The following is a 22407-nucleotide window of genomic DNA, read 5'->3' on the forward strand; positions in this document are numbered from 1 at the left end:
CAACTGCACCGGCCTCTTCGCAGCACAAGGCTGCTCCTACACAGAGGTGTGCCGGTGCATTCGGCACATCAATCACAAATGGATCAAAGCTGGCCCAGCACCGGCGTACTGACCTTCACGTCGGCATTCTGTGCACGGTGGCGCAGCAGGTGGTCCATCAGGGCGATAGCCATCATCGCTTCGGCGATCGGCGTGGCGCGGATGCCGACGCAGGGGTCATGACGGCCCTTGGTGATCACTTCGACCGGGTTGCCCTCCACATCGATGGAACGGCCCGGTGTGGTGATGCTGGAGGTCGGCTTCAGCGCCAGGTGCGCAACGATCGGCTGGCCCGAGGAAATCCCCCCCAGAATGCCGCCGGCGTTGTTGCTGAGGAACCCTTCCGGGGTCAGCTCGTCACGGTGCTCGGTACCGCGCTGGGCGACACTGGCAAAGCCGGCACCAATCTCGACGCCCTTGACCGCGTTGATGCTCATCAGCGCATGGGCCAGTTCCGCGTCGAGGCGGTCGAAGATCGGCTCGCCCAGGCCTGGCATCACGCCTTCGGCCACGACGGTGATCTTCGCCCCGACCGAATCCTGGTCGCGGCGCAGTTGGTCCATATAGGCCTCGAGTTCCGGCACTTTGTCCGGGTCGGGGCTGAAGAAGGCGTTGTGCTCGACCGACTCCCACGTCTTGAACGGAATGTCGATTGGGCCCAGCTGGCTCATGTAGCCACGCACGATGATGCCCTGGGTGGCCAGGTACTTCTTGGCGATGGCACCTGCCGCCACACGCATGGCCGTTTCGCGGGCCGAGCTGCGGCCGCCGCCGCGGTAGTCACGCTCACCGTACTTGTGGTGGTAGGTGTAGTCGGCGTGCGCCGGGCGGAACAGGTCCTTGATCGCCGAGTAGTCCTTGGACTTCTGGTCGGTGTTGCGGATCAGCAGGCCGATCGAGCAGCCGGTGGTGCGGCCTTCGAACACACCGGAGAGGATCTCGACCTCGTCCGGCTCCTGGCGCTGGGTGGTGTGCCGGCTGGTGCCAGGCTTGCGCCGGTCGAGGTCATGCTGCAGGTCGGCCAGGGAAATCTCCAGGCCCGGCGGGCATCCATCGACAATGGCGACCAACGCCGGGCCATGGCTTTCGCCTGCGGTGGTGACAGTGAACAGCTTGCCGTAGGTATTGCCGGACATGGACGCTCCGCGAGTCTGCCTGAGGTGAACGAAAGCGGCAGTATACGGAAAAATACCGAGGGATTGGTTGTCTGTGCGGGCCTCTTCGCGGGCAAGCCCGCTCCCACAGGAATATCACTGCTTTCAGGCTAGGGGTAATCCTGGACTGCCCCCAAGAGGTTGGACACCAATCCAACCCTTGGGGGATCTATGGGCAAGTACACCGAGCAGTTCAAGCTCAAGGCGATTGCAGCCTCTTGCGCCTTGATATTGAGGGGGACGGCGGAGGAAGCGCCTACTTGATGCTTCCCTCGCACCATAGAATCTCCTACGTTTGTTTCGGGCCAATTATTCCTGGGGCATTGGCGCGCGACCCCTTGGCGCATGGCTCGATATCGCGTCGAACAAACAAGGCGGTCGCGCGCGCCTGTCACAGGCGTTATTGGCCAAAAACAAACGTAGGAGCGAGCGTTGCTCGCGATGCGCCGCGCGGGCGGCGCTCGGTCTCACAGGCGACAGAACTCCCAAGGCATGCACCTCCTCACCGCCCCACCTGCGAATGCCCCTGCGCCATCGCCACCACCACCTTGCGCTTCCCCGTAAACGGCGAACGCGCATGCGCCGCGAGCATGTTGTCGAGCATCAGCACATCATTCTCCAGCCAAGGGAAACGGATGGCGCACTCATCCAACACCCCGCGTACCTCATCAAGCAACGCGTCCTCAATGGTCGAGCCATCGCCGTAATACACATTACGCGGCAGGTCCTCTTCCTCGACGATGTCCATCAACGACTCCCGCACCTCCGGCTGCAGGTTAGACACATGGAACAGGTGCGCCTGGTTGAACCAAACGTCCTCCCCCGTCACCGGATGACGCGCCACCACCTGGCAGCGTTGGCGTGTGCGCAACTCGCCATCTTCTTTCCAGATGCATTCAATGGCATGCGCACGGCAGTAGGCCTCTACCTGCCGCGGGTCTTCGGTGTTGAACACCTGCGACCATTCCACGTCCAGGCCGTTGCCGTAGTTGCGCACATACATCAGGCCCTTCTCGACCAAGCGCTCGCGAATACGCGATGGCATCCGCCGATACACCTCGCGGCTGTCGGCAATCGGCGTCTCGCCGCCGGTCTCGGCGGGGATCACGCTGTAGAACCAGATCTTCATCGGCCACTCGAGGGTGTAGGCCTGCTCGTTGTGCAGCGGGATGCTCTGGTGCGCCGGGTACTCGGTCGAGGTGTACACGCCTTGGGTCACGTTGCTGCGCGGCGTGGAGCCGAACTCGTAGTTGAGCAGCGGGTGGCCGAACGCGGCGGCGAACTGGCGAAAAGCCTCAGCCCCGCCTACCTGAAACCCCCTGAACAGGATGCCGCCAGCGTGCAGCAGGTGGCGGTCAACCAGCGGTTTCAGCTCGTCAAACGCGTCGAGCAACTCGATGCCGGGCTCCGGCGCGCGCACCAACAACGGCAGGTCGCCGCGGGCAGCGTCCAGGGGTTCGATCGCAAAGCTCAGCAATTCACTCATGTACCGTCACCTCAAGCCAGGGCCGCCGTGGCGGCGAAAGGGATGCTGCGCCATCAGGGCGCCTGACTAGATGAACGAGCATGCCCGGCAGAAATTCACCCGCGCGAACACACAGGTAAAGCGAACGCGCGCCGGTTCGTCTGAACGATGTGCACCCTTTTATCGTCCAGGAACCCTACATGACTCGCCAGCTTCTGCTCCTCGCCTTGCTTGCCGCGGCCCCTGCCGTCGCCTGGTCGGCCGAGCACTGCGCCGTGGACATCCACGGCACCGACCAGATGACCTTCGACAAGGCCGAAATCACCATCCCCAAGGCCTGCACGTCGTTCACCGTCACCCTCGCCCACCCTGGCGAAATGCCGAAGAACGTGATGGGCCATAACTGGGTCCTGAGCACCCAGGCAGACATGCAGGGCGTGCTGGACGACGGCCTGAAGGCAGGCGAGGCCCAGGACTACGTGAAGCCCGGCGATACCCGGGTCATCGCCCATACCCGCCTGATTGGCGGTGGCGAAAAAGACAGCGTCACCCTCGACACCCGGTCGTTGAAGGCCGGCACTGCCTACAGCTTCTACTGCTCGTTCCCGTTCCACAGCACCTTGATGAAGGGCACCCTGGCCCTCGGGAGCTGACCCCGCTGCGCCGCCCACCTCCACTCCCTCACCGAGATCGCGCTTCATGAAAACGTCTTCCCCCGGGGCCATCCGCGAATTGCTGAGCCTGCTAAAACCCTACCGCCCAGCGGTCATCGTCTCGGTGCTGCTGGGCATGGTCGGCGGCCTGGCCGTGACCGCGCTGCTGGCCACCGTCAACCAGGGCCTGCATGCCCCCGACGGCATGAGCCAGGGCGTGATCCTGGCCTTCGCCGGCCTGTGCGTGCTGGCGCTGGTGAGCAGCGTGGCCGCCGACAGTGGCACCAACTACGTTGGCCAGAAGGTCATCGCACGGCTGCGCAAAGACCTCGGCGCCAAGGTGCTGTCGGCGCCGATCGAGCAGATCGAGCGCTACCGCACCCACCGCCTGATCCCAGTGCTGACCCGCGACGTCGACACCATCAGCGACTTCGCCTTCGCCTTCGCCCCGCTGGCCATCTCGCTGACCACGGTGATCGGCTGCATGGCCTACCTGGCCTGGCTGTCGTGGCCGATCTTCCTGATCACCCTGGTAGCGATCGGCATCGGCAGCGCCGTGCAGTACGTGGCCCGGCAAAAAGGCGTGGCCGGTTTCAACGCCGCCCGCGATGCCGAGGACAACCTGCAAAAGCACTACTCGGCGATTGCCGAAGGCGCCAAGGAACTGCGCATCGACCGCCGCCGCCGCCATGCCATGCTGACCCGCAACATCCAGGGCACGGCCGACTTCATCGCCAACACCCACATCCGCGCCATCAACATCTTCGTGGCCGCCAAGAGCCTCGGCTCGATGCTGTTCTTCGTGGTCATCGGCCTGACCCTGGCCCTGCAGTCGCTGTGGCCGAGCAACGACCCGGCCGTAATGAGCGGGTTCGTGCTGGTGCTGCTGTACATGAAAGGCCCGCTGGAGACGCTGATCGGCAACCTGCCGATTCTCGGCCGCGCGCAAGTGGCGTTCCGCCGCATTGCCGACCTGTCCGAGCGTTTTTCCTCGCCCGAACCGCACCTGCTGCTGGACCAGCCGGTCAAGCACACCGCCCCCGGCAGCGCGCACCTGGAGCTGCACAATGTCGAATACGCCTACCCACCGGTGGACGGTAACGAACCCTTCCGCGTCGGGCCGGTGAACCTGAGCATCGCGCCGGGCGAGATCCTGTTCATCGTCGGCGAAAACGGCTGCGGCAAGACCTCGCTGATCAAGCTGCTGCTGGGCCTGTATACCCCGCAACGCGGCGAAGTGCGCCTGAACGGCAAGGCCGTTGACCCGCAGGGGCTGGACGACTATCGCCAGCTGTTCACCACCGTGTTCGCCGACTACTACCTGTTCGAAGACCTGCCCGAGCACGAGCACAGCCTGCCCAGCGATGCCACGCGCTACCTGGAGCGGCTGGAAATCGCCCATAAGGTGAGCGTGCGCGATGGTGCGTTTACCACCACCGACCTGTCCACCGGCCAACGCAAACGCCTGGCGCTGGTCAACGCCTGGCTGGATGGGCGGCCGGTATTGGTGTTCGACGAATGGGCGGCGGACCAGGACCCGACCTTCCGCCGGGTGTTCTACACCGAGCTGCTGCCGGACCTGAAGCGGCTGGGCAAGACCATCATCGTGATCTCGCATGATGACCGCTACTTCGATACGGCGGACAAGGTGGTGCACCTGAGCCGCGGGAAGGTGGTCGAGGCGTTGGAGCCGGCGTGAAGTAGCGTAGCGCGGGCTTGGCTAGGGGCGGTCACGACAATGGCCGCCCTTTTTTTGCGCTATCTATAATGGCTCTATAATCGATCTATAATTCACTATAAACCCCGAAATAGAGTCGTCTGCAAGCGCCAGGAACACCTGGCGCTGCGGGCAAATAGCAATCAGAACAACCAGCGGTACAACAGATACGCCACCACCACCGCCAACACCGGCCGCAAAATGCGGTAAGCCTTGGGGTTGGCGCGCTTGAACTGCTTCACGTGGCTGCTGATCTTGTTGCTGAAACGCTTGCTCCAGGCATACGCCTGGTTGATCCCGCCGACGCGCTCGTCGTCGGTGTTCTGCGGCGCGGTGGCGCGGCCGAGGAAGGCACTGACTTGGCGGTTGATGCGGGTCATCAGCGGGCTGCTCAGCGGGCGTTCGATGTCGCAGAACAAGATCACGCGGGTGACGTCGGTCTCGTTCTTGACCCAGTGCACGTAGGTTTCGTCGAACATCACGTCCTCGCCGTCACGCCAGGCATACACCTGGCCATCGACGTAGATGCGGCAGTCGTCGGAATTGGGCGTGGACAAGCCCAGGTGATAGCGCAACGAGCCGGCGAACGGGTCGCGGTGCGGGTTCAGGTGGCTGCCACCGGGCAGCAAGGCGAACATCGCGCCCTTGACGTTGGGGATGCTGCTGACCAGCTCGACGGTGCGCGGGCACAGGGCCTCGGCCGACGGCAGCGGTTTGTCGTACCACTTCAGGTAGAAGCGCTTCCAGCCCTTCTTGAAGAACGAACCGAAGCCGGCGTCGTTGTCTTTTTCAGCTGCGCGAATATAGCCCTCGTCGAACAGGCGCATGGCCTCTTCGCGGATTTCCTGCCAGTTGTCCTTCAGTACATCCAGCTCAGGGAAGCGCTGGCGGTCCAGGTACGGCTTGGACGGCACGCCAGAAAACAGGTACATCAAGGCGTTATAGGGGGCGAACAGCGCCGAATGGTTGACGAACTGGCGCAACACCGGCAGGCGCGCCTTGCCGCGCAGGTGCACGAACAGCACGCTGCCGAAAAACACCAGCAGGACACCCGCCTTGGCTGCAAAGGAAAAGGTCATGCAACACTCCTTGGAAAGGAAGCAGGCCTGCGCCGCCTGCTCCCGAAAAAATCATCCGGCCATCATAAACCCATCCCGCCCTGGTAAAAACAACCTGGGCGGGATCTCATTCATGAAGATTCTGCAATAAACCGGATTACCGAGTGTTGCGCCTGATCAGAGGACGAGGCGATTACTGCTGGTTTTCCTGCTCGCTGAACATATCGCTGAACAGCATGCTCGACAGGTAGCGCTCGCCAGAGTCGGGCAGGATTACGACGATGGTCTTACCCTGCATCTCTGGTTTTTCGGCCAGGCGCACTGCCGCCGCCATCGCTGCGCCACAGGAAATACCGCACAAAATGCCCTCTTCCTGCATCAGCCGAATGGCCATGGCTTTGGACTCTTCGTCGGTCACCGTCTCGACCTGGTCGACCATGGAAAGGTCGAGGTTCTTCGGCACGAAGCCCGCACCAATGCCCTGGATCTTGTGCGGGCTGGGCTTGAGTTCTTCACCGGCCAGGGTCTGGCTGATCAGCGGCGAGGCCACCGGCTCCACCGCCACCGAGAGGATCGACTTGCCCTGGGTCTGCTTGATGTAGCGCGAAACGCCGGTGATGGTACCGCCAGTGCCTACACCGGCCACCAGCACATCGACGGCGCCGTCGGTGTCGTTCCAGATCTCCGGGCCGGTGGTCTTTTCATGGATTGCCGGGTTGGCCGGGTTTTCGAACTGGCCTGGCTGGAAGTACTGGGCCGGGTCGGAGTTAACGATTTCGTTGGCCTTCTCGATGGCGCCCTTCATGCCCTTGGCCGGCTCGGTCAGCACCAATTCGGCACCCAAGGCCTTGAGCACTTTGCGCCGCTCCAAGCTCATCGAGGCCGGCATGGTCAGGATCAGCTTGTAGCCACGGGCGGCGGCAACGAACGCCAGGCCAATGCCGGTGTTGCCCGAGGTGGGCTCGACGATCGTCATGCCGGGCTTGAGCTTGCCGCTGCTTTCGGCGTCCCAGACCATGTTCGCGCCGATCCGGCATTTGACCGAGTAGCCCGGGTTGCGCCCTTCGATCTTGGCCAGGATGGTGACCCCACGCGGGGCGATGCGGTTGATCTGCACCAGCGGTGTGTTACCGATGGAATGGGCATTGTCTGCGTAGATACGGCTCATGGCAGGGGTCCTTGAACATGAAGATGCAGGGAAAGACTTCAAGGGTAAGCCTGCCCCGTTGGCCCGTAAAGCCTGTTCGAACTCCCAGGCGGCGGCTGCGGTCAACCGCACATCCAGCCTAGGAGAACCTTCGATGAAAGGTCGCTACCGCTGGCCGCTGGTCGGCCTGGCCAGCCTGGTCGTGCTGCTGGTGGCCCTGCACCTGGCCCTGCCCTACCTGGTGCGCGACTACCTCAACGACAAGCTGGCCGACATGGGTGACTACCGCGGCCAGGTCGTCGACGTCGACCTGGCCTGGTGGCGCGGCGCTTACCAGATCAACGGCCTGAAGATCGTCAAGACCAGCGGCAAGGTGCCGGTGCCGCTGCTCGATGCGCCCCTGATCGACCTGTCGGTGAGCTGGCACGCGTTGTGGTACGACCGCGCCGTAGTAGCCGAGGTGACCTTCGTGCGGCCAGCGCTGAACTTTGTCGATGGCGGCAGCAAGCAGGCGTCACAGACCGGCCGTGGCACCGATTGGCGCCAACAACTGGAAAAACTGCTGCCGATCACCCTCAACGAATTACGCATCGAAGACGGCGTGCTGACCTTTCGCAACTTCACCTCCAAGCCCCCCGTCAACCTCAAGGCCACCCAGCTCGACGCCAGCATTCGTAACCTGACCAACGTGCGCAACGAAAAAGGCCGGCGCGACGCCAGTTTCGACGCCCATGCCATGTTGTTCGGGGATGCCAAGGTGGAGAGCCGCGCCACCTTCGACCCGTTCAGCGACTTCGACGACTTCGAATTCCGCCTGCGCGCCACCGGCATTCAGTTGCGCAAGCTCAATGACTTTGCCAGCGCTTATGGCAAGTTCGACTTCAATGCCGGGCATGGCGACCTGGTGATCGAAGCCCAGGCTGAGAAGGGCCGGCTTACGGGCTATATCAAGCCGTTGCTGCGCGATGTCGATGTGTTCAACTGGCAGCAGGACGTGCAGAACAAGGACAAGGGCTTTTTCCGCTCGGTGTGGGAGGCGCTGGTGGGGGGCACCGAATCGGTGTTGAAAAACCAGCCGAAAAACCAGTTCGCCACCCGGGTGGAGCTTAGTGGCAGTGTGCACAAGCAGGATGTCAGTGCCTTCGAGGCGTTTTTGCAGATCCTGCGTAATGGCTTTGTCCAGGCGTTCAATGCCCGGTATGAGCAGCCTGCGCCAAAGTCCGACTGAAAGCGCGTGACGGGGCATTCAGGGACTGAATACCCGGTCTGCGTTTGCAGGCGTCCGGGGCCGGGGTATAGTCGCTGACAAACGATAAACATGTGTTGCCTGTGCCGGCCCTTTCGCGGGGCAAGCCCGCTCCCACAGAGACTGCATAACCCCAGTGGGAGCGGGCTTGCCCCGCGAAAGGGCCGGCACAGCCACCCGCAGAGGACACTCCCATGAAGTTCGAAGGCACCCGCGACTACGTCGCCACAGACGACCTGAAACTGGCGGTAAACGCGGCCATCACCCTCGAACGCCCGCTGCTGGTCAAAGGCGAACCGGGCACTGGCAAGACCATGCTCGCCGAACAGCTCGCCGCCTCATTCGGCGCCCGCCTGATCACCTGGCACATCAAGTCCACCACCAAGGCCCACCAGGGCCTCTACGAGTACGACGCGGTCAGCCGCCTGCGCGATTCGCAGCTGGGCACCGAAAAAGTCCACGATGTGCGCAACTACCTGAAAAAGGGCAAGCTCTGGGAAGCCTTCGAGGCTGAAGAGCGGGTCATCCTGCTGATCGACGAAATCGACAAGGCCGACATCGAGTTCCCCAACGACCTGCTGCAAGAACTCGACAAGATGGAGTTCTATGTCTACGAAACCGACGAGACCATCAAGGCCAAGCAGCGCCCGATCATCATCATTACCTCGAACAACGAAAAAGAACTGCCCGACGCCTTCCTGCGCCGCTGCTTCTTCCACTACATCGCCTTCCCCGACCGCGCCACGCTGCAACAGATCGTCGACGTGCACTACCCGAACATCAAGCAATCGCTGGTCAGCGAAGCGCTGGACGTGTTCTTCGACGTGCGCAAGGTGCCGGGCCTGAAGAAAAAGCCCTCCACCTCCGAGCTGGTCGACTGGCTCAAGCTGCTGATGGCCGACAACATCGGCGAAGCGGTGCTGCGCGAGCGTGACCCGACCAAGGCCATCCCACCCCTGGCGGGCGCCCTGGTGAAGAACGAGCAGGACGTTCAATTGCTCGAGCGCCTGGCGTTCATGAGCCGGCGCGGCAACCGCTGAGGGGCCGGCCATGCTGCTCAACCTGTTCAACGAAATGCGCGCGGCCAAAGTGCCGGTGTCGGTACGCGAACTGCTCGACCTGCTCAATGCCCTGCAAAAACGCGTGGTGTTCGCCGACATGGACGAGTTCTACTACCTCGCGCGGGCGATCCTGGTGAAGGACGAGCGGCATTTCGACAAATTCGACCGAGCATTCTCGGCCTACTTCAAGGGCCTGGAAAACCTCGATCGCCACCTTGAAGCGCTGATTCCCGAAGACTGGCTGCGCAAGGAGTTCGAGCGCTCGCTCACCGATGAAGAACGCGCGCAAATCCAGTCGCTGGGCGGCCTGGACAAGCTGATCGAGGAATTCAAGAAACGCCTCGAAGAGCAAAAGGAACGCCACGCCGGCGGCAACAAGTGGATCGGCACCGGCGGCACCAGCCCATTCGGTTCAGGCGGTTTCAACCCCGAAGGCATCCGCGTTGGCGAGGCTGGCAAACGCCAGGGCAAGGCGGTGAAGGTGTGGGACCAACGCGAGTACAAGAACCTCGACGACCAGGTCGAGCTGGGCACGCGCAACATCAAGCTGGCCTTGCGCCGGCTGCGCAAGTTCGCCCGTGAAGGCGCTGCCGAAGAGCTGGATATCGACGGCACCATCGACCACACCGCACGCGACGCCGGGTTGCTGAACATCCAGATGCGCCCGGAGCGGCGCAACACCGTGAAGCTGCTGTTGCTGTTCGACATCGGTGGCTCGATGGATGCTCACGTCAAAGTCTGCGAAGAGCTGTTCTCGGCCTGCAAGACCGAGTTCAAGCACTTGGAGTATTACTACTTCCACAACTGCGTGTATGAGTCGGTGTGGAAGAACAACCTGCGCCGCACTTCCGAGCGCTTCTCCACCTTCGACCTGTTGCACAAGTACGGCGATGATTACAAGGTGGTGTTCGTCGGTGACGCGGCCATGGCGCCTTACGAGATCACCCAGCCGGGTGGCAGCGTGGAACACTGGAACGAAGAGGCCGGGTATATTTGGATTCAGCGCTTCATGGAAAAATTCAAGAAAGTCATCTGGATCAACCCGTATCCAAAGCAGGCCTGGGACTACACGGCGTCTACGCACCTGGTGCGTGACCTGATCGAGGATAAGATGTATCCGCTGACCTTGCAGGGGTTGGAGGATGGGATGCGGTATCTGTCCAAGTAAATACGTAGCTTAGCTGCATCTCACCTGCATGCGCAGCTAAGGTGTGTCACGGTTATTCCAAAAGTTAGCGTACCAATCCTTTTCATCCAACGGCTTGCCATCCCTTATGTGTGCAAGCCGTTTCTCGAAAACGTCTATAACTTCCTTTTTGAGCTGGGCATCCCCGACATTTAAGGACTGACGTACGTCAGCAAACTGTTGGGAAGGAATACCGTTCTCTGTCAGATACATCACCATATCACCATCTAGTTTCGTCATTCCTTGACGAAAGCGTTTTTCGACAAATGCGCTTTGGCTGGTGACGCCCCTCGTTATTTGATTCAGCGCACGCTCCGTCAGATTGATCATGATGGCGTCTGCCTGATCAGGGTAACGCTTCATCAAAGGCTCGAAATTTCCAGGAAGCAGGCGCTCAACCACCGGCCCGACATCACCGATTTTGAAGCGACCTTCAACGGCGTAACCGTCGAAGCGGCTTTTGATACCCAAGTTCGAGAAAGGTGCTTTTGTCCCCGCAGGAAAAACATCTCGCTGGAGTTTTGAATTCGCCCGATGTGCCAATTCTACAAGCGTATATCCTCGCCCGTTGGGATCAACTCTGTTTACCGGGTCTCCGATACAGTAGGCATAGGCATTGATACCACCTTGGGCGAAGGGGCTTTCTGCATCTGCAGTGAAGAACCTCATCAACAGAGGGTCGTAGAACCGGTAACCGCGACCCAAGTGATAACCGCGCAGGTTTTCATCCAGATGTTCACCATTGAATGCCTGTGGATAGGCGGACTCGTGTCGGGAATGATCGCCATAAACCGAGTATGCTGCTTTCACGCCACCTGTTTGATACGCCCCCAGGACTGAGCGGGAACGGTCGACTGCGAGGCACAATATTTCAAGCTTGAAACTGGCAGAAGACCGGATAGCCAAAGGCACCGTATCGGTACCAAAGTATAAAATGCTCCCCGAGTCATGCAGCTCACAGTGTCGTCGTTTTCCCGCATAGAAAAATGTTTTCCTAATAATGAGCCACCTCCAGCAGTGGAGCATTGCCGAGCGTTGAAGTGCAACGTTCGCATCATCGCAACGCGCCTACAACTGGCAAAATTAACAGCTCCGCGGTGGTTGTTGCGACTGCACTGCGTTGATCTTTACCGGCTGCTCATCAGCACCAACGCTTCAGATAATCACGATGTACCTGCCACGCGGTATCCTGCACGACCGCTTGAAACTTGACGACCGCCCCCGGCATACATTGCGCCAATTGCGCCAGCGCCAACGGCGTCAACGCCCCCAGCCGCGGATACCCGCCAATGGTCTGCCGATCATTGAGCAGCACGATCGGCTGCCCATCTGGCGGCACCTGCACCGCGCCCAGCGGGATCCCTTCGGAGATCATCGGCGCGCCCTGGTAAACCAGCTGTGGCCCAAGCAATCGGATCCCCATGCGGTCTGCGCGGCTGTCCAACGTCCAGTCACTGTTGAACGCTTCAAACAGGCTCATGCCGCTGAAGTCACCGATCTGCGCGCCCATCACCAGGTCGAGCACAGGCTTCGCCGAATACACAGGCCGCAACGCCCCAGGCACTTCGCGCAAGGCCGGGGATAAACCGACAAACGTCAGCCCCTGACCTTTGCCAAGCGCTTCCCCTCGACCATCGATACCGCCTAATGCCTCACGTACAACGGTGGCGCAACTGCCTAGCACTGTCTCAGCCTGGAACCCGCCAGGCGCAGCAAGATAAGCGCGTACGCCCTGCTTGGGCTGCCTCAAAGTCAGCCGCTGGCCCTTGGCCAGAGCAAAACTGCGCCAAGGCGCCAGGGGCTGATCATCAACCCGCGCATCCAGATCGGCGCCCGCCAAGGCCAGGACGCAATCGTGCTCGGCGACCACGCTGAATCCGCCCAGCGCCACCTCGATCACTGGCGCCCCCAGCGGGTTACCCAGCAACCAGTTGGCCCAATTCATCGCCACCCAGTCCAGCGCCCCGCCCTGGGTCACGCCCAGGTGGCGCACGCCAAACCGCCCGGCATCCTGCAATTGGCACAGCGCGGTGCTGGCCTCGATCTTGAACTGCGTCATGCCTGCGCCTCCAGTGGGCTGTCATCCCCCCCCAACGCCCTGAACTCGGCGTGGGAAACCGCCACGAAACGCACCCGATCCCCCGGTTGCAACAAGCTGTAGCCTTCGCGTTCACGGTCGAACAGGCGCACCGGGGTACGCCCGATCAGGTTCCAGCCGCCTGGCGATACCGCCGGGTAAGCGGCGGTCTGGCGCTCGGCGATACCCACGCTGCCCGCCGCCACACGCTTACGCGGGGTGCTCAGGCGCGGCGATGCCAGGCGCTCGTCCACCAGCCCCATGAAGCCGAAACCCGGGGCGAAGCCGAGGGCGAATACGGGGTATTCGCGCTCGCTGTGCAGGCGGATCACCGCTTGCTCACTCAGGCCGGTGCGCGCCGCCAATACGGGCAATTCAGGGCCAACACTGGCGTCGTACCACACCGGAATCTCATGCCGACGGCCACCGCTGCCGGTGTCCGGCTGCAGCCCCTCCAGCGCTTGGGTGATCAGCGCCCTCGCCTGCCCAGGCGGCAGATCGAACTGCACCATCAGCGTGGTGTAGGAAGGCACCAAGTCCACCAGGTGCTTCCCGAACGCGGCGCTCAAGCGCTGGCTGGCCGCGAGCATCCACGGCATGTTGGCTTCATCGATGGTGTCGAACAGGCGCACCATCAGGCTATCGAAGGCGACCACTTCAATGCGCAATTTCATGCGTGCTCCAGCGCATCGAGGGCCTGGCGGATCTGCCGCACCGCTGCCACTGAACTGTCGTTGTCGCCGTGCACGCACAGGGTGCTGGCGCGCAGCCGCAGCGCGCTGCCATCGTCCGCAACAAGGGGTTCACCACGGCCCAGGCGCACGGCCTGTTCGACCACGAGGGCCGGGTCATGGTGCACGGCGCCGGGCAGGCGCCGCGAGACCAGGTGGCCACTGGCGGTGTAGGCGCGGTCGGCGAAGGCCTCGAACCACAGCGGCACGCCAATCTCCTCCCCCAGGGCCTGTGCCGCACTGTCGTCGGCAGTGGCCATGAGCATCAACGGCAAGCCGCTGTCATAGGCCGCCACGGCTTTGAGCACCGCGCGCAGCTTGAGCGGGTCGGCCATCATGTCGTTGTACAGCGCGCCATGGGGTTTGACATAGGCCACCCGGCTGCCAAGCACCTTGCAGATGCCGTCCAGCGCACCGATCTGGTAGTGCAGCAGGTCGCGGATTTCCTCAGGGCTGCAGGCCATGGAGCGGCGGCCGAAGCCGACCAGGTCTGGGTAGGCCGGGTGCGCGCCGATGGTCACGCCATGGGCCAGTGCCAACTCCACAGTACGGCGCATGATGCTGGGGTCGCCGGCGTGGTAGCCGCAGGCGATGTTGGCGCAATCGATAAACGGCATCACTTCGGCATCCAGGCCCATGCGCCAGCTGCCGAAACTCTCGCCCATGTCACAATTGAGAAGCAGGCGTTCCACCACACAGACTCCCTTGTCGCTGTTCATAGGCCTACCTTACCGCGCCTGAAGGTGTTTGCCGCGTGTTTCCGGCAGGCTGAGCGCTGCCAGGATTACCACGCCGTACGAGACGGCCGAGAAAACACCAATCCCTAACCCCAGGGGCACCTCTTGGCTGAGCACGCCGATCAGCAAGGGGAACAGTGCGGCGATAACCTTGCCGATGTTGTAGCAAAAGCCCTGCCCCGAGCCACGAATGCGGGTGGGGAACAGTTCGGTCAGGAACGCGCCCATGCCACTGAAGATGCCCGAGGCGAAGAACCCCAGCGGGAAGCCCAGCCACAGCATGACGCCATCGCTGACCGGCACCTGCGTGTACAGCAGCACGATGATGAACGAGCCCACGGCGAACAGGATGAAGTTCTTCTTGCGGCCCAACAGGTCGGACAGGTACGCGCTGACCACATAGCCGATGTAGGAACCGACGATCACCATCGCCAAATAGCCACCGGTACCCAGCACGCTGAGGCCGCGCTCGTTTTTGAGGAAGGTCGGCAACCACGAGGTGATCGCGTAGTAACCGCCCAGCGCTCCGGTGGTCAGCAAGGATGCACGCACGGTCGTCCAGAGCATGCCGGGGGCGAAGATTTCGTAGAAGTGCGACGGTGCTTCGACCGCCTCAGCCGCCTTGGCCTGGCGGTACACCTCCGGGTCCTTGACCAGGCGGCGCACGAAGATCACGAACACGGCCGGCACCAGCCCCAGCAAAAACAGCGCGCGCCAGGCCTGCTCGGCCGGCAGCCAGGAGAACAGCAGCGCGTACAGAATTGCGGTCAAGCCCCAGCCGATGGCCCAACCAGACTGCACCATGCCCACCGCCTTGCCACGGTCTTGGGCGCGAATCACTTCGCCGATCAGCACCGCGCCTGCAGTCCATTCGCCGCCAAAGCCAAAGCCCATCAAGGTACGGGCAATCAGTAGCTGCTCGTAGTTTTGCGCGAAGCCGCAGAGGAAGGTGAAGAAGGCGAACCACAGCACCGTGAGCTGCAAGGTGCGGACCCGGCCAATACGGTCGGACAGGATGCCGGCGACCCAGCCGCCGATGGCAGACGCGATCAACGTACTGGTGTGGATCAGCCCAGCCTCGGCGGTGCTGATGCCCCACAGCATGATCAGCGTGGGGATGACGAAGCTGAGCATCTGCGTGTCCATGCCGTCCAGGCCATAGCCGATCTTGCAGCTCCAGAAGGTGCGTCGTTGCTGCTTGTCGATGTCGCGGTACCAGGCGAAAGGCCCGGTCGAAGAAGGTGAAGCGACCTGCTGCTGCACGCCGGTGGGGTTCATGCTTGCCTCGGCTTGTTGGTATTGTTTTATGGGGCGACCTATTGCGTCGCGGCCTGGGCATCATTGTTCAGAGACCGCGCCGGGTGCGTCCAACGAGAAAAACCGCCGGTCTGGAACAAGAAAAACTGATCATGAACCTTCGTTTCCTCGAAACTTTCGTCTGGGTCGCCCGGCTCAAAAGCTTCCGCCTGACCGCAGAAAAGCTGTTCACCACCCAGGCCTCGGTCTCCAGCCGCATCGCCGCGCTGGAAGCCGACCTGGGCGTCAAACTGCTGCTGCGCGACTCGCGCGGCGTCAGCCTGACCCCGGAGGGCAGCAAGGTGCTGGAATACGCCGAGCGTATGCTCGACACCGCCAAGGCCATGAAGCAATCGCTGGACAGCGACCGGGCCAAGGTCGGACGCATTCGCATCGGGGTGATGGACACGGTGATCCATACCTGGATGAGCGCGTTGGTGGCGGCGTTGACCGAGCGCTACCCGCAGGTAGAGATCGAGCTGGTGGCTGATACCGCGTTGAACCTGCGCGAACAGCTGCAGAAGGGCTTTCTGGATGTGATCCTGCAGACCGACTTGCTGCGTGAACAGTCGATCCGCAGCCTGGACCTGGCGCGTTACCCGATGGGCTGGATCGTGGCCGCAGGCTCGCTCCAGCACCGTGATTACGCCTCGCTGGCGGAACTGGGCCGCGAGCGCATCGTGACCTTTTCGAAAAACTCGAGGCCGCACCAGGAGGTGCTCAGCCTGTTGCAAGGCGCCGGGGTGCAAACACCGCGCTTGAACTGTGTGAATTCAGTGGCAGCGATTACCCGGCTACTGCGCGACGGCTTTGCGGTGGGTGCGCTGCCACCGGCCTTGGTGGATGCGGAGCTAGGTTTGGGGGAATTGGTGCTGCTGGAAGGGCTGCAACCACCGCCCAGCCTGGAGCTGGTGGTGGCCTGGCAGACAGGGGTGGCATTGGTGGATGAGGTGGTCGAGGTGTGCCGGCAGGTGCTTGAGCGGTATGCGCAGGATGTGGGTGGGCAACGGATTGTGCTGGTCTAGGGATTATCGCTGCCTTTACCGGCCCTTTCGCGGGGCAAGCCCGCTACCACAGGCTGCCCACTGAGACTGGGAGCAGTGGGAGCAGTGGGAGCGGGCTTGCCCCGCGAAGAGGCCCGCACAGGCGCTACATGACTCAGCGCCAGCTTTCCTTCACCACCCGGCGCCGCCCGCCCATGATCACCCAGCCAAGCGCCAGCAACAGGCTCTCGACCAAAAAGGCCAGCACAAACCCGGCACCAATGCCCCAGCCAACCGCCTCTGGCACCAGCAGAATCTGGTAGCTGTAGCCCTTGAGCGTTTCTTCACGCATTTGCGGGTCCGGCTGTACCAATACATGCCAGGTACGGCTCACCCACGACCCTTGCAAAGCCTGCCATTCGTTTTCCAGCAGTTCGTTGCGGATCATCAGGCTTTCGATGCTGTTGGCATCACTGTTGAACACCGGGTCATCACTGCTGCGGTAATGCCGCAGCAGCGCCTGGAGGTCGCCATTGAAGAAGCGTTCGGCCGTCTGCTTGAAGCCATCCAGCGCCTGGCGTGATTCGAACAGGTGCGCCTCGACCCGCTGGGTGTAGTCATTGACCAGCCCCGGAACCTGGATACCGGCCAGTAGGCCGAAGGTGAACAGCAACAACCGCAGGTAACTTCTGAACATGCAGCGTCCTTAGCTCTGGCCTTGCGAAACGCACTCTCCGTGCCGCCACAGTGCCCACTCGCCCGGCGCGTAACGCGCCCAGGTCTCGTTCTCGGTCAGGGCCTCGGTGGCAATCACCGTGACCACGTCATTGGGGGTCGTTTCGGTGTGAAAATCGACGATCAGGTCGACATCCTTCAACCGTGCCGCACCAAAGGGTGCGCGCCGGGTAATGTGCACCAACTTCGTCGAGCAGAAGCAGAACAGCCAGTCGCCGTCACTGAGCATGCAGTTGAACACACCCTTGCCACGGTAACCGGCACAGGCTTCAACCAGCACCGGCAGCAGCTGTTCCACGGCTACCGGCTCTGGGAAGGCCGCGCGGATGCGGTTGAGCAAGTCGCAGAAGGCCGCTTCGCTGTCGGTATCGCCCACGGGCCGATAGAAGGTCGCTTCACCCTTGAAATCGCCCAACTGGCCGTTGTGCGCGAAGCACCAGTTGCGGCCCCACATTTCGCGGACGAACGGGTGGGTGTTGGACAGGCACACCTTGCCGACGTTGGCCTGGCGGATGTGGCCGATGACCACTTCGCTTTTGATCGGGTAACGCTGCACCAGGTTGGCGACTTCCGACTCGCTGCTCGCGGCGGGGTCCTGGAACAGGCGCAGGCCGCGCCCTTCGTAGAAGCCAATGCCCCAGCCATCACGGTGCGGGCCGGTGCGGCCGCCGCGCTGCATCAGGCCGGTGAAGCTGAAAACGATGTCGGTGGGGACGTTGGCACTCATGCCCAGCAGTTCGCACATGCGCGTGTCTCCGATTTACAGGCGAGGCTCGACCCGACCGCCGCCCGCAGGCGCGGCAGGGGGTGGATCGTTGCGGTAACGGTCGCGGCGCTCGGCCGCCAGCGGGGCATCGACCCGGACCTCGTCATCTTCGGCAGCCTGGCGCTTGGCCGCGGCTTCGGCTTGCTCACGGCGCTCACGGGCACGTTTTTCCAGCGGCCAGCGCACCAGCACGAAGAGCAAGTACAGGCCAAAGGCGATCATGCCGTACATGGCAAAATCGGACACCGCGCGCCAGGCGTTGTTGCCGACCTTGAAGGCCACGTCCAGGGCGGTAATGGCGATGGCCGGGGCAAAGCTGTCCTTGACCGGGTCGACGATGGTCGGGGTCAGCAGCAGTACCGCCAGGATCACCCGCAGCGGTTCGCGCAGCCAGCGCCACATCCAACCCGTGAGCTTGAAGCCCACCAACAGGCAGCCCAGGGCGGCAAGGGCGTACAGGCCCCAGGCGAGGGTATAGTCGTTCTCGGTCATGGTGTTCGTGCAAGCCAGGCAAAGAGTTGCCTATGATAAACACTTTTCAGGGCGCAGACAGCGCTTCCCTGTTCAGGCTTGCCCGCGAAGCAGCCTGAACAGGCACCGCAAGCCCTCAGCCAAGGACCCCCGATGCCCACCAAGCCCCAGCCCCCCATCGCCCGTGCAGACCAAGCCGCCGACCCGTACGCCTGGCTGCAACAGCGCGACGCGCCCGAGGTGCTCGAATACCTGCAGGCCGAGAACAGCTACCAGGAAGCCTGCCTGGCCGACCAGGCGCCCCTGCGCGAACAGCTGTTCGAGGAAATCAAAGGCCGCATCCAGGAAACCGACCTGTCGCTGCCCTCCCCTTGGGGCCCGTACCTGTACTACACCCGCACCACCGCCGGCGACGAATACCCGCGCCATTACCGCTGCCCGCGCCCGGCTGACGACTCCAATACTGTGGATGAAAGCCGCGAACAGCTGCTGCTCGACCCCAACGCACTGGCCAACGGCGGCTTCCTGTCACTGGGGGCGTTCAACGTCAGCCCCGACCACCGCCTGCTGGCCTACAGCCTCGATACCAGCGGCGACGAAATCTACACCCTGTACGTCAAGGACCTGGGCGACGGCAGCATCACCCCCCTGCCCTTCGAGGACTGCGACGGCAGCCTGACCTGGGCCAATGACAGCCAGACGCTGTTCTTCGCCGAACTGGATGACACCCATCGCCCTTGGCGCCTGCGTCGTCACACCCTGGGTAGCAGCGGCGCGGCTACCGTGTTCGAGGAGCCCGACGGCCGTTTCTTCCTGCATTGCTACCGCACCAGCTCCGAACGCCAGTTGGTGCTGCTGCTGAACAGCAAGACCACCAGCGAGGCCTGGGTACTCGATGCCGAAACGCCGCAGCTGCCGTTCACCTGCCTGGCGCCACGGGTTGAAGACCATGAGTACTTCCCGGACCACGGCCAGCTCGATGGCGAGTGGCGCTGGTTCATCCGCACCAACCAGGACGGCATCAACTTCGCCCTGTACCACGCCCCGGCCGATGACGTACCGACCCGTGATCGCTGGCAGTTGCTGGTAGCGCACAGCGACGAGGTGATGCTGGAAGGCCTGAGCCTCAACGCAGGGGCATTGACCCTGAGCCTGCGCGAAGGTGGCCTGCCGATCATCGAAGTACGCCCCCAGGGCCTGGCGGCTTACCGTGTCGAATTGCCGGATGCTGCCTACAGCCTTTACGTGCAGGACAGCCTTGAGTTCGTCAGCCCCCGCGTACGCCTGCGCTACGAAGCGCTCAACCGCCCGGCCCAGGTGCGGCAGCTGGAGCTGGCCACCGGTGCACAGGCGGTGCTCAAGCAAACCCCGGTGCTGGGTGCGTTCGATGCCGACGACTATGTCAGCCAGCGCCTGTGGGCCACCGCCCAGGACGGCACTCAGGTGCCGATCAGCCTGGTGCGCCGCCGCGAAGACCTGGGCAAGACCGTGCCGCTGTACCTGTATGGCTACGGCGCCTATGGCGAAAGCCTCGACCCGTGGTTCTCGCATGCCCGCCTGAGCCTGCTGCAGCGCGGCGTGGCCTTTGCCATTGCCCACGTGCGCGGTGGTGGCGAGTTGGGTGAATCCTGGTACCGGGCCGGCAAGCAGGCACACAAGCAGAACAGCTTCACCGACTTCATCGCCTGTGCCGAGCACCTGATCGCCGAAGGCGTGACCTCGCCCGAGCGCCTGGCCATCAGCGGCGGCAGCGCGGGTGGGTTGTTGATGGGCGCGGTGCTCAACCTGCGCCCCGAGTTGTTCCGCTGCGCGATTGCCGAAGTACCTTTCGTCGACGTGCTCAACACCATGCTCGACCCCGACCTGCCGCTGACCGTCACCGAGTACGACGAATGGGGCAACCCGCAAGAGCCCGAGGTGTATGAGCGCATCAAGGCCTATGCACCGTACGAGAACGTAACAGCCCAGGCCTACCCCGCCATGCTGGTGGTGGCCGGGTACAACGACAGCCGCGTGCAGTATTGGGAGGCTGCCAAGTGGGTCGCCCGCCTGCGCACGCTCAAGACCGATGACAACCTGCTGCTGCTCAAGACTGAAATGGGGGCTGGGCATGGCGGCATGAGTGGGCGGTACCAGGGGCTCAAGGATGTGGCGCTGGAGTATGCGTTCGTGTTTGGCGAGTTGGGGGTGGTGTAGCGCAAAGGTGAGACCGCACAGTGTTTTATAGGTGCATGCCGTTGGGGATGCAGCGGCTTTGAAACCGAGCGCCGCCCGCGCGGCGCATCGCGAGCAACGCTCGCTCCTACGTTTGTTTCTGGCCAATTATTCCTGAGGCATTGGCGCGCGGCCCCTTGGCGTCCAGCTCAATATCGGGACGTATAAACAAGGCGGTCGCGCGCGCTGGCACCGGCGTGACTGGCCCGAAACAAACGTAGGAGCGAGCGTTGCTCGCGATGCGCCGCGCGGGCGGCGCTCGATCTTCGCCACACTGCAAATGCCACGGCAAACCCTTCCCGCCCAAAACCGTCACTCTAATCCTCCTCCACCTGCACCTTCGGCGGCTCTGGCCGCAAGCCTGGCAATGGCTGGTCCTTCGGCGGCCCAGGCACCGGCATTGGCGGCAACAACGGTGCGCCAGGCTGGCTGTCATAAGCCTTCGGCGGCGTACTCGGGGTGATCTGCGGATAGGGCGTGGGCGTGGGCGTGCCGGGGGCGCCGGGCACGGGTGTATTGAGCCGGGGTGGCGCGCTGGCGGCTTCGGCCATGGGCAGGCCAGCCAGGAGCAACGCGGTGAGGATCGCATGCAACATCAGCAACCTCCTGTCGGGAACCGTCCTACAGGCTACGCCTAAATGGAAGCTTTCGCCTGTCCGCCTGGCCTGCAAGCGCGCTAGACTCAGTGGCATAACCGTCATTTGCCTGATCAGAACAAAGGAAACACCATGAGTTCGGCCTCTACCTCCGCCGCCACCGCACGCCTCGACCGCATCCTTGCCGACGCCAAGCGCGACAAAGAGATGGGCTACCGCGACAAGGCCCTGAAAATGTACCCGCACGTGTGTGGCCGCTGCGCCCGCGAGTTTGCCGGCAAGCGCCTGAGCGAGCTGACCGTGCACCACCGTGACCACAACCACGACAACAACCCGCAGGACGGTTCGAACTGGGAGTTGCTGTGCCTGTACTGCCACGACAACGAACACTCGCGCTACACCGACCAGCAGTATTTCAGCGAAGGCTCGACCAGCACCCCGAGCATCGCCAAGGCTACCCATAACCCGTTTGCCGGGCTGGCTGGCCTGCTGAAAAAAGACTGACCATCGACACAGCCCCCGCTGCGGCCGGCGAGCCCGTATAATCGCGCTTTTTTTGCGAAGGGCCCCGGCACGTGGCAAACAAACGATACAGCTGCATCGGCCTGTTCAACCCCAAGTCGGCGGAAAATGTCGGCTCGGTGATGCGCGCAGCGGGTTGCTACGGCGTCAACTCGGTGTTCTACACCGGCAAACGGTATGAGCGCGCCCGCGACTTCGTCACCGACACCAAACGTGTGCACTACGACATCCCGCTGATCGGCATCGACGACCTGCAACGCATCATTCCGCTGGGCTGCACGCCGGTGGCGGTAGAACTGGTCGACGGCGCACGGCCGCTGCCCGAGTACACCCACCCGGATCGCGCCATCTACATTTTCGGGCCAGAAGACGGCAGCCTCGATGCGGATGTGCGGGGGTGGTGTGAAGAGACCATCTACATCCCGACCCAGGGCTGCATGAACCTGGCGGCGACAGTGAACGTGGTGCTGTATGACCGGATGGCCAAAGGGCTGAATACCCGGTCGGGGCCCAAGTTCAAGTAAAAAAGCCGCCTCTGAGGGTGCCTGTACCG

The 22407-nt window shown here is 62.7% G+C and carries 22 protein-coding genes; 9 read left to right on the forward strand and 13 right to left on the reverse strand.

Annotated features, from left to right (window positions below; genetic code table 11):
- Nucleotides 1-83: 83 nt before the first annotated feature.
- Entirely contained in the window at nt 84-1175 is a 1092-nt protein-coding gene (gene aroC / locus ACMCNM_RS23280; RefSeq protein WP_412765507.1) for a chorismate synthase, read from the reverse strand.
- Between the two features lie 520 nt (nt 1176-1695).
- Nucleotides 1696-2679, reverse strand: coding sequence for a TauD/TfdA family dioxygenase (locus ACMCNM_RS23285; RefSeq protein ID WP_412765508.1), 984 nt, complete (start codon nt 2677-2679; stop codon nt 1696-1698).
- A 179-nt stretch (nt 2680-2858) separates the two neighbouring features.
- Between ACMCNM_RS23285 and azu the strand changes: the two genes are divergently transcribed.
- Complete coding sequence (gene azu, locus ACMCNM_RS23290) at nt 2859-3311, forward strand: azurin (protein WP_186703828.1); 453 nt, start codon at nt 2859-2861, stop codon at nt 3309-3311.
- Nucleotides 3312-3357: 46 nt separating this feature from the next.
- A complete protein-coding gene (locus ACMCNM_RS23295; RefSeq protein ID WP_274885169.1) occupies nt 3358-5010 on the forward strand; it encodes a cyclic peptide export ABC transporter in 1653 nt (550 codons plus the stop codon).
- Between the two features lie 161 nt (nt 5011-5171).
- On the opposite strand, the gene ACMCNM_RS23300 is transcribed toward ACMCNM_RS23295, so the two are convergent.
- Together ACMCNM_RS23300 and cysK are read right to left on the reverse strand one after the other, a co-directional pair.
- Nucleotides 5172-6107 (reverse strand): aspartyl/asparaginyl beta-hydroxylase domain-containing protein, encoded by a 936-nt coding sequence (locus ACMCNM_RS23300; RefSeq protein ID WP_027594588.1) that lies wholly within the window; start codon nt 6105-6107, stop codon nt 5172-5174.
- Between the two features lie 172 nt (nt 6108-6279).
- A complete protein-coding gene (gene cysK / locus ACMCNM_RS23305) occupies nt 6280-7254 on the reverse strand; it encodes a cysteine synthase A (protein WP_027594589.1) in 975 nt (324 codons plus the stop codon).
- Between the two features lie 133 nt (nt 7255-7387).
- Between cysK and ACMCNM_RS23310 the strand changes: the two genes are divergently transcribed.
- The 3 genes from ACMCNM_RS23310 (at nt 7388) to ACMCNM_RS23320 (ending at nt 10708) form a co-directional block, all read left to right on the forward strand.
- Complete coding sequence (locus ACMCNM_RS23310; RefSeq protein ID WP_412765509.1) at nt 7388-8461, forward strand: DUF748 domain-containing protein; 1074 nt, start codon at nt 7388-7390, stop codon at nt 8459-8461.
- A gap of 212 nt (nt 8462-8673) precedes the next feature.
- Entirely contained in the window at nt 8674-9519 is an 846-nt protein-coding gene (locus tag ACMCNM_RS23315; protein ID WP_027594591.1) for an AAA family ATPase, read from the forward strand.
- Between the two features lie 10 nt (nt 9520-9529).
- Nucleotides 9530-10708: a vWA domain-containing protein gene (locus tag ACMCNM_RS23320; RefSeq protein ID WP_186703824.1), complete on the forward strand. Its 1179-nt coding sequence runs from the start codon at nt 9530-9532 to the stop codon at nt 10706-10708.
- Between the two features lie 36 nt (nt 10709-10744).
- Here ACMCNM_RS23320 and ACMCNM_RS23325 read toward each other — a convergent pair whose 3' ends face one another.
- From ACMCNM_RS23325 to ACMCNM_RS23345, 5 genes are all read right to left on the reverse strand, one after another.
- The gene (locus tag ACMCNM_RS23325) at nt 10745-11536 is read right to left on the reverse strand and encodes an RHS repeat-associated core domain-containing protein (RefSeq protein WP_412765510.1); all 792 of its coding nucleotides are present in this window, start codon (nt 11534-11536) and stop codon (nt 10745-10747) included.
- A 331-nt stretch (nt 11537-11867) separates the two neighbouring features.
- Complete coding sequence (locus tag ACMCNM_RS23330) at nt 11868-12785, reverse strand: biotin-dependent carboxyltransferase family protein (protein ID WP_412765511.1); 918 nt, start codon at nt 12783-12785, stop codon at nt 11868-11870.
- Nucleotides 12782-13477 (reverse strand): 5-oxoprolinase subunit PxpB, encoded by a 696-nt coding sequence (gene pxpB / locus ACMCNM_RS23335; RefSeq protein WP_186680918.1) that lies wholly within the window; start codon nt 13475-13477, stop codon nt 12782-12784. Before pxpB ends, ACMCNM_RS23330 begins: the two co-directional genes overlap by 4 nt.
- A complete protein-coding gene (locus ACMCNM_RS23340) occupies nt 13474-14253 on the reverse strand; it encodes a 5-oxoprolinase subunit PxpA (protein ID WP_412765512.1) in 780 nt (259 codons plus the stop codon). Before ACMCNM_RS23340 ends, pxpB begins: the two co-directional genes overlap by 4 nt.
- A 9-nt stretch (nt 14254-14262) precedes the next feature.
- Complete coding sequence (locus tag ACMCNM_RS23345) at nt 14263-15549, reverse strand: MFS transporter (RefSeq protein WP_186680922.1); 1287 nt, start codon at nt 15547-15549, stop codon at nt 14263-14265.
- A 131-nt stretch (nt 15550-15680) separates the two neighbouring features.
- Here ACMCNM_RS23345 and ACMCNM_RS23350 point away from each other — a divergent pair, with 131 nt between their 5' ends.
- Nucleotides 15681-16592 carry a LysR family transcriptional regulator gene (locus tag ACMCNM_RS23350; protein WP_027594599.1) on the forward strand — a complete coding sequence of 304 codons (912 nt, stop codon included), beginning with the start codon at nt 15681-15683 and terminating at the stop codon, nt 16590-16592.
- A gap of 133 nt (nt 16593-16725) precedes the next feature.
- Here the strand turns inward: ACMCNM_RS23350 and ACMCNM_RS23355 are convergent, their stop codons facing one another.
- Genes ACMCNM_RS23355 through ACMCNM_RS23365 form a run of 3 tightly spaced genes read right to left on the reverse strand, consistent with a single transcriptional unit; the run spans nt 16726 to nt 18543 of the window.
- Nucleotides 16726-17247, reverse strand: a complete 522-nt coding sequence (locus ACMCNM_RS23355; RefSeq protein ID WP_186703820.1) for a DUF2937 family protein — start codon at nt 17245-17247, stop codon at nt 16726-16728.
- 9 nt (nt 17248-17256) lie between these two features.
- Nucleotides 17257-18030 (reverse strand): class II glutamine amidotransferase, encoded by a 774-nt coding sequence (locus ACMCNM_RS23360; RefSeq protein WP_027594601.1) that lies wholly within the window; start codon nt 18028-18030, stop codon nt 17257-17259.
- Nucleotides 18031-18045: 15 nt separating this feature from the next.
- Entirely contained in the window at nt 18046-18543 is a 498-nt protein-coding gene (locus tag ACMCNM_RS23365) for a hypothetical protein (protein WP_027594602.1), read from the reverse strand.
- A 132-nt stretch (nt 18544-18675) separates the two neighbouring features.
- On the opposite strand from ACMCNM_RS23365, the gene ACMCNM_RS23370 reads away from it, so the two are divergent.
- Nucleotides 18676-20718 carry a S9 family peptidase gene (locus tag ACMCNM_RS23370; protein ID WP_412765513.1) on the forward strand — a complete coding sequence of 681 codons (2043 nt, stop codon included), beginning with the start codon at nt 18676-18678 and terminating at the stop codon, nt 20716-20718.
- Nucleotides 20719-21053: 335 nt separating this feature from the next.
- On the opposite strand, the gene ACMCNM_RS23375 is transcribed toward ACMCNM_RS23370, so the two are convergent.
- Entirely contained in the window at nt 21054-21332 is a 279-nt protein-coding gene (locus ACMCNM_RS23375) for a hypothetical protein (protein WP_186680926.1), read from the reverse strand.
- Nucleotides 21333-21464: 132 nt separating this feature from the next.
- Here ACMCNM_RS23375 and ACMCNM_RS23380 point away from each other — a divergent pair, with 132 nt between their 5' ends.
- On the forward strand, nt 21465-21836 hold the full coding sequence (locus tag ACMCNM_RS23380; RefSeq protein ID WP_027594605.1) for a YajD family HNH nuclease: 372 nt from the start codon (nt 21465-21467) through the stop codon (nt 21834-21836).
- Nucleotides 21837-21907: 71 nt separating this feature from the next.
- Nucleotides 21908-22378, forward strand: coding sequence for an RNA methyltransferase (locus ACMCNM_RS23385; RefSeq protein WP_027594606.1), 471 nt, complete (start codon nt 21908-21910; stop codon nt 22376-22378).
- Nucleotides 22379-22407: the final 29 nt, after the last annotated feature.

The organism is Pseudomonas sp. NGC7, assembly GCF_047159675.1.
GTDB lineage: Bacteria > Pseudomonadota > Gammaproteobacteria > Pseudomonadales > Pseudomonadaceae > Aquipseudomonas > Aquipseudomonas kermanshahensis.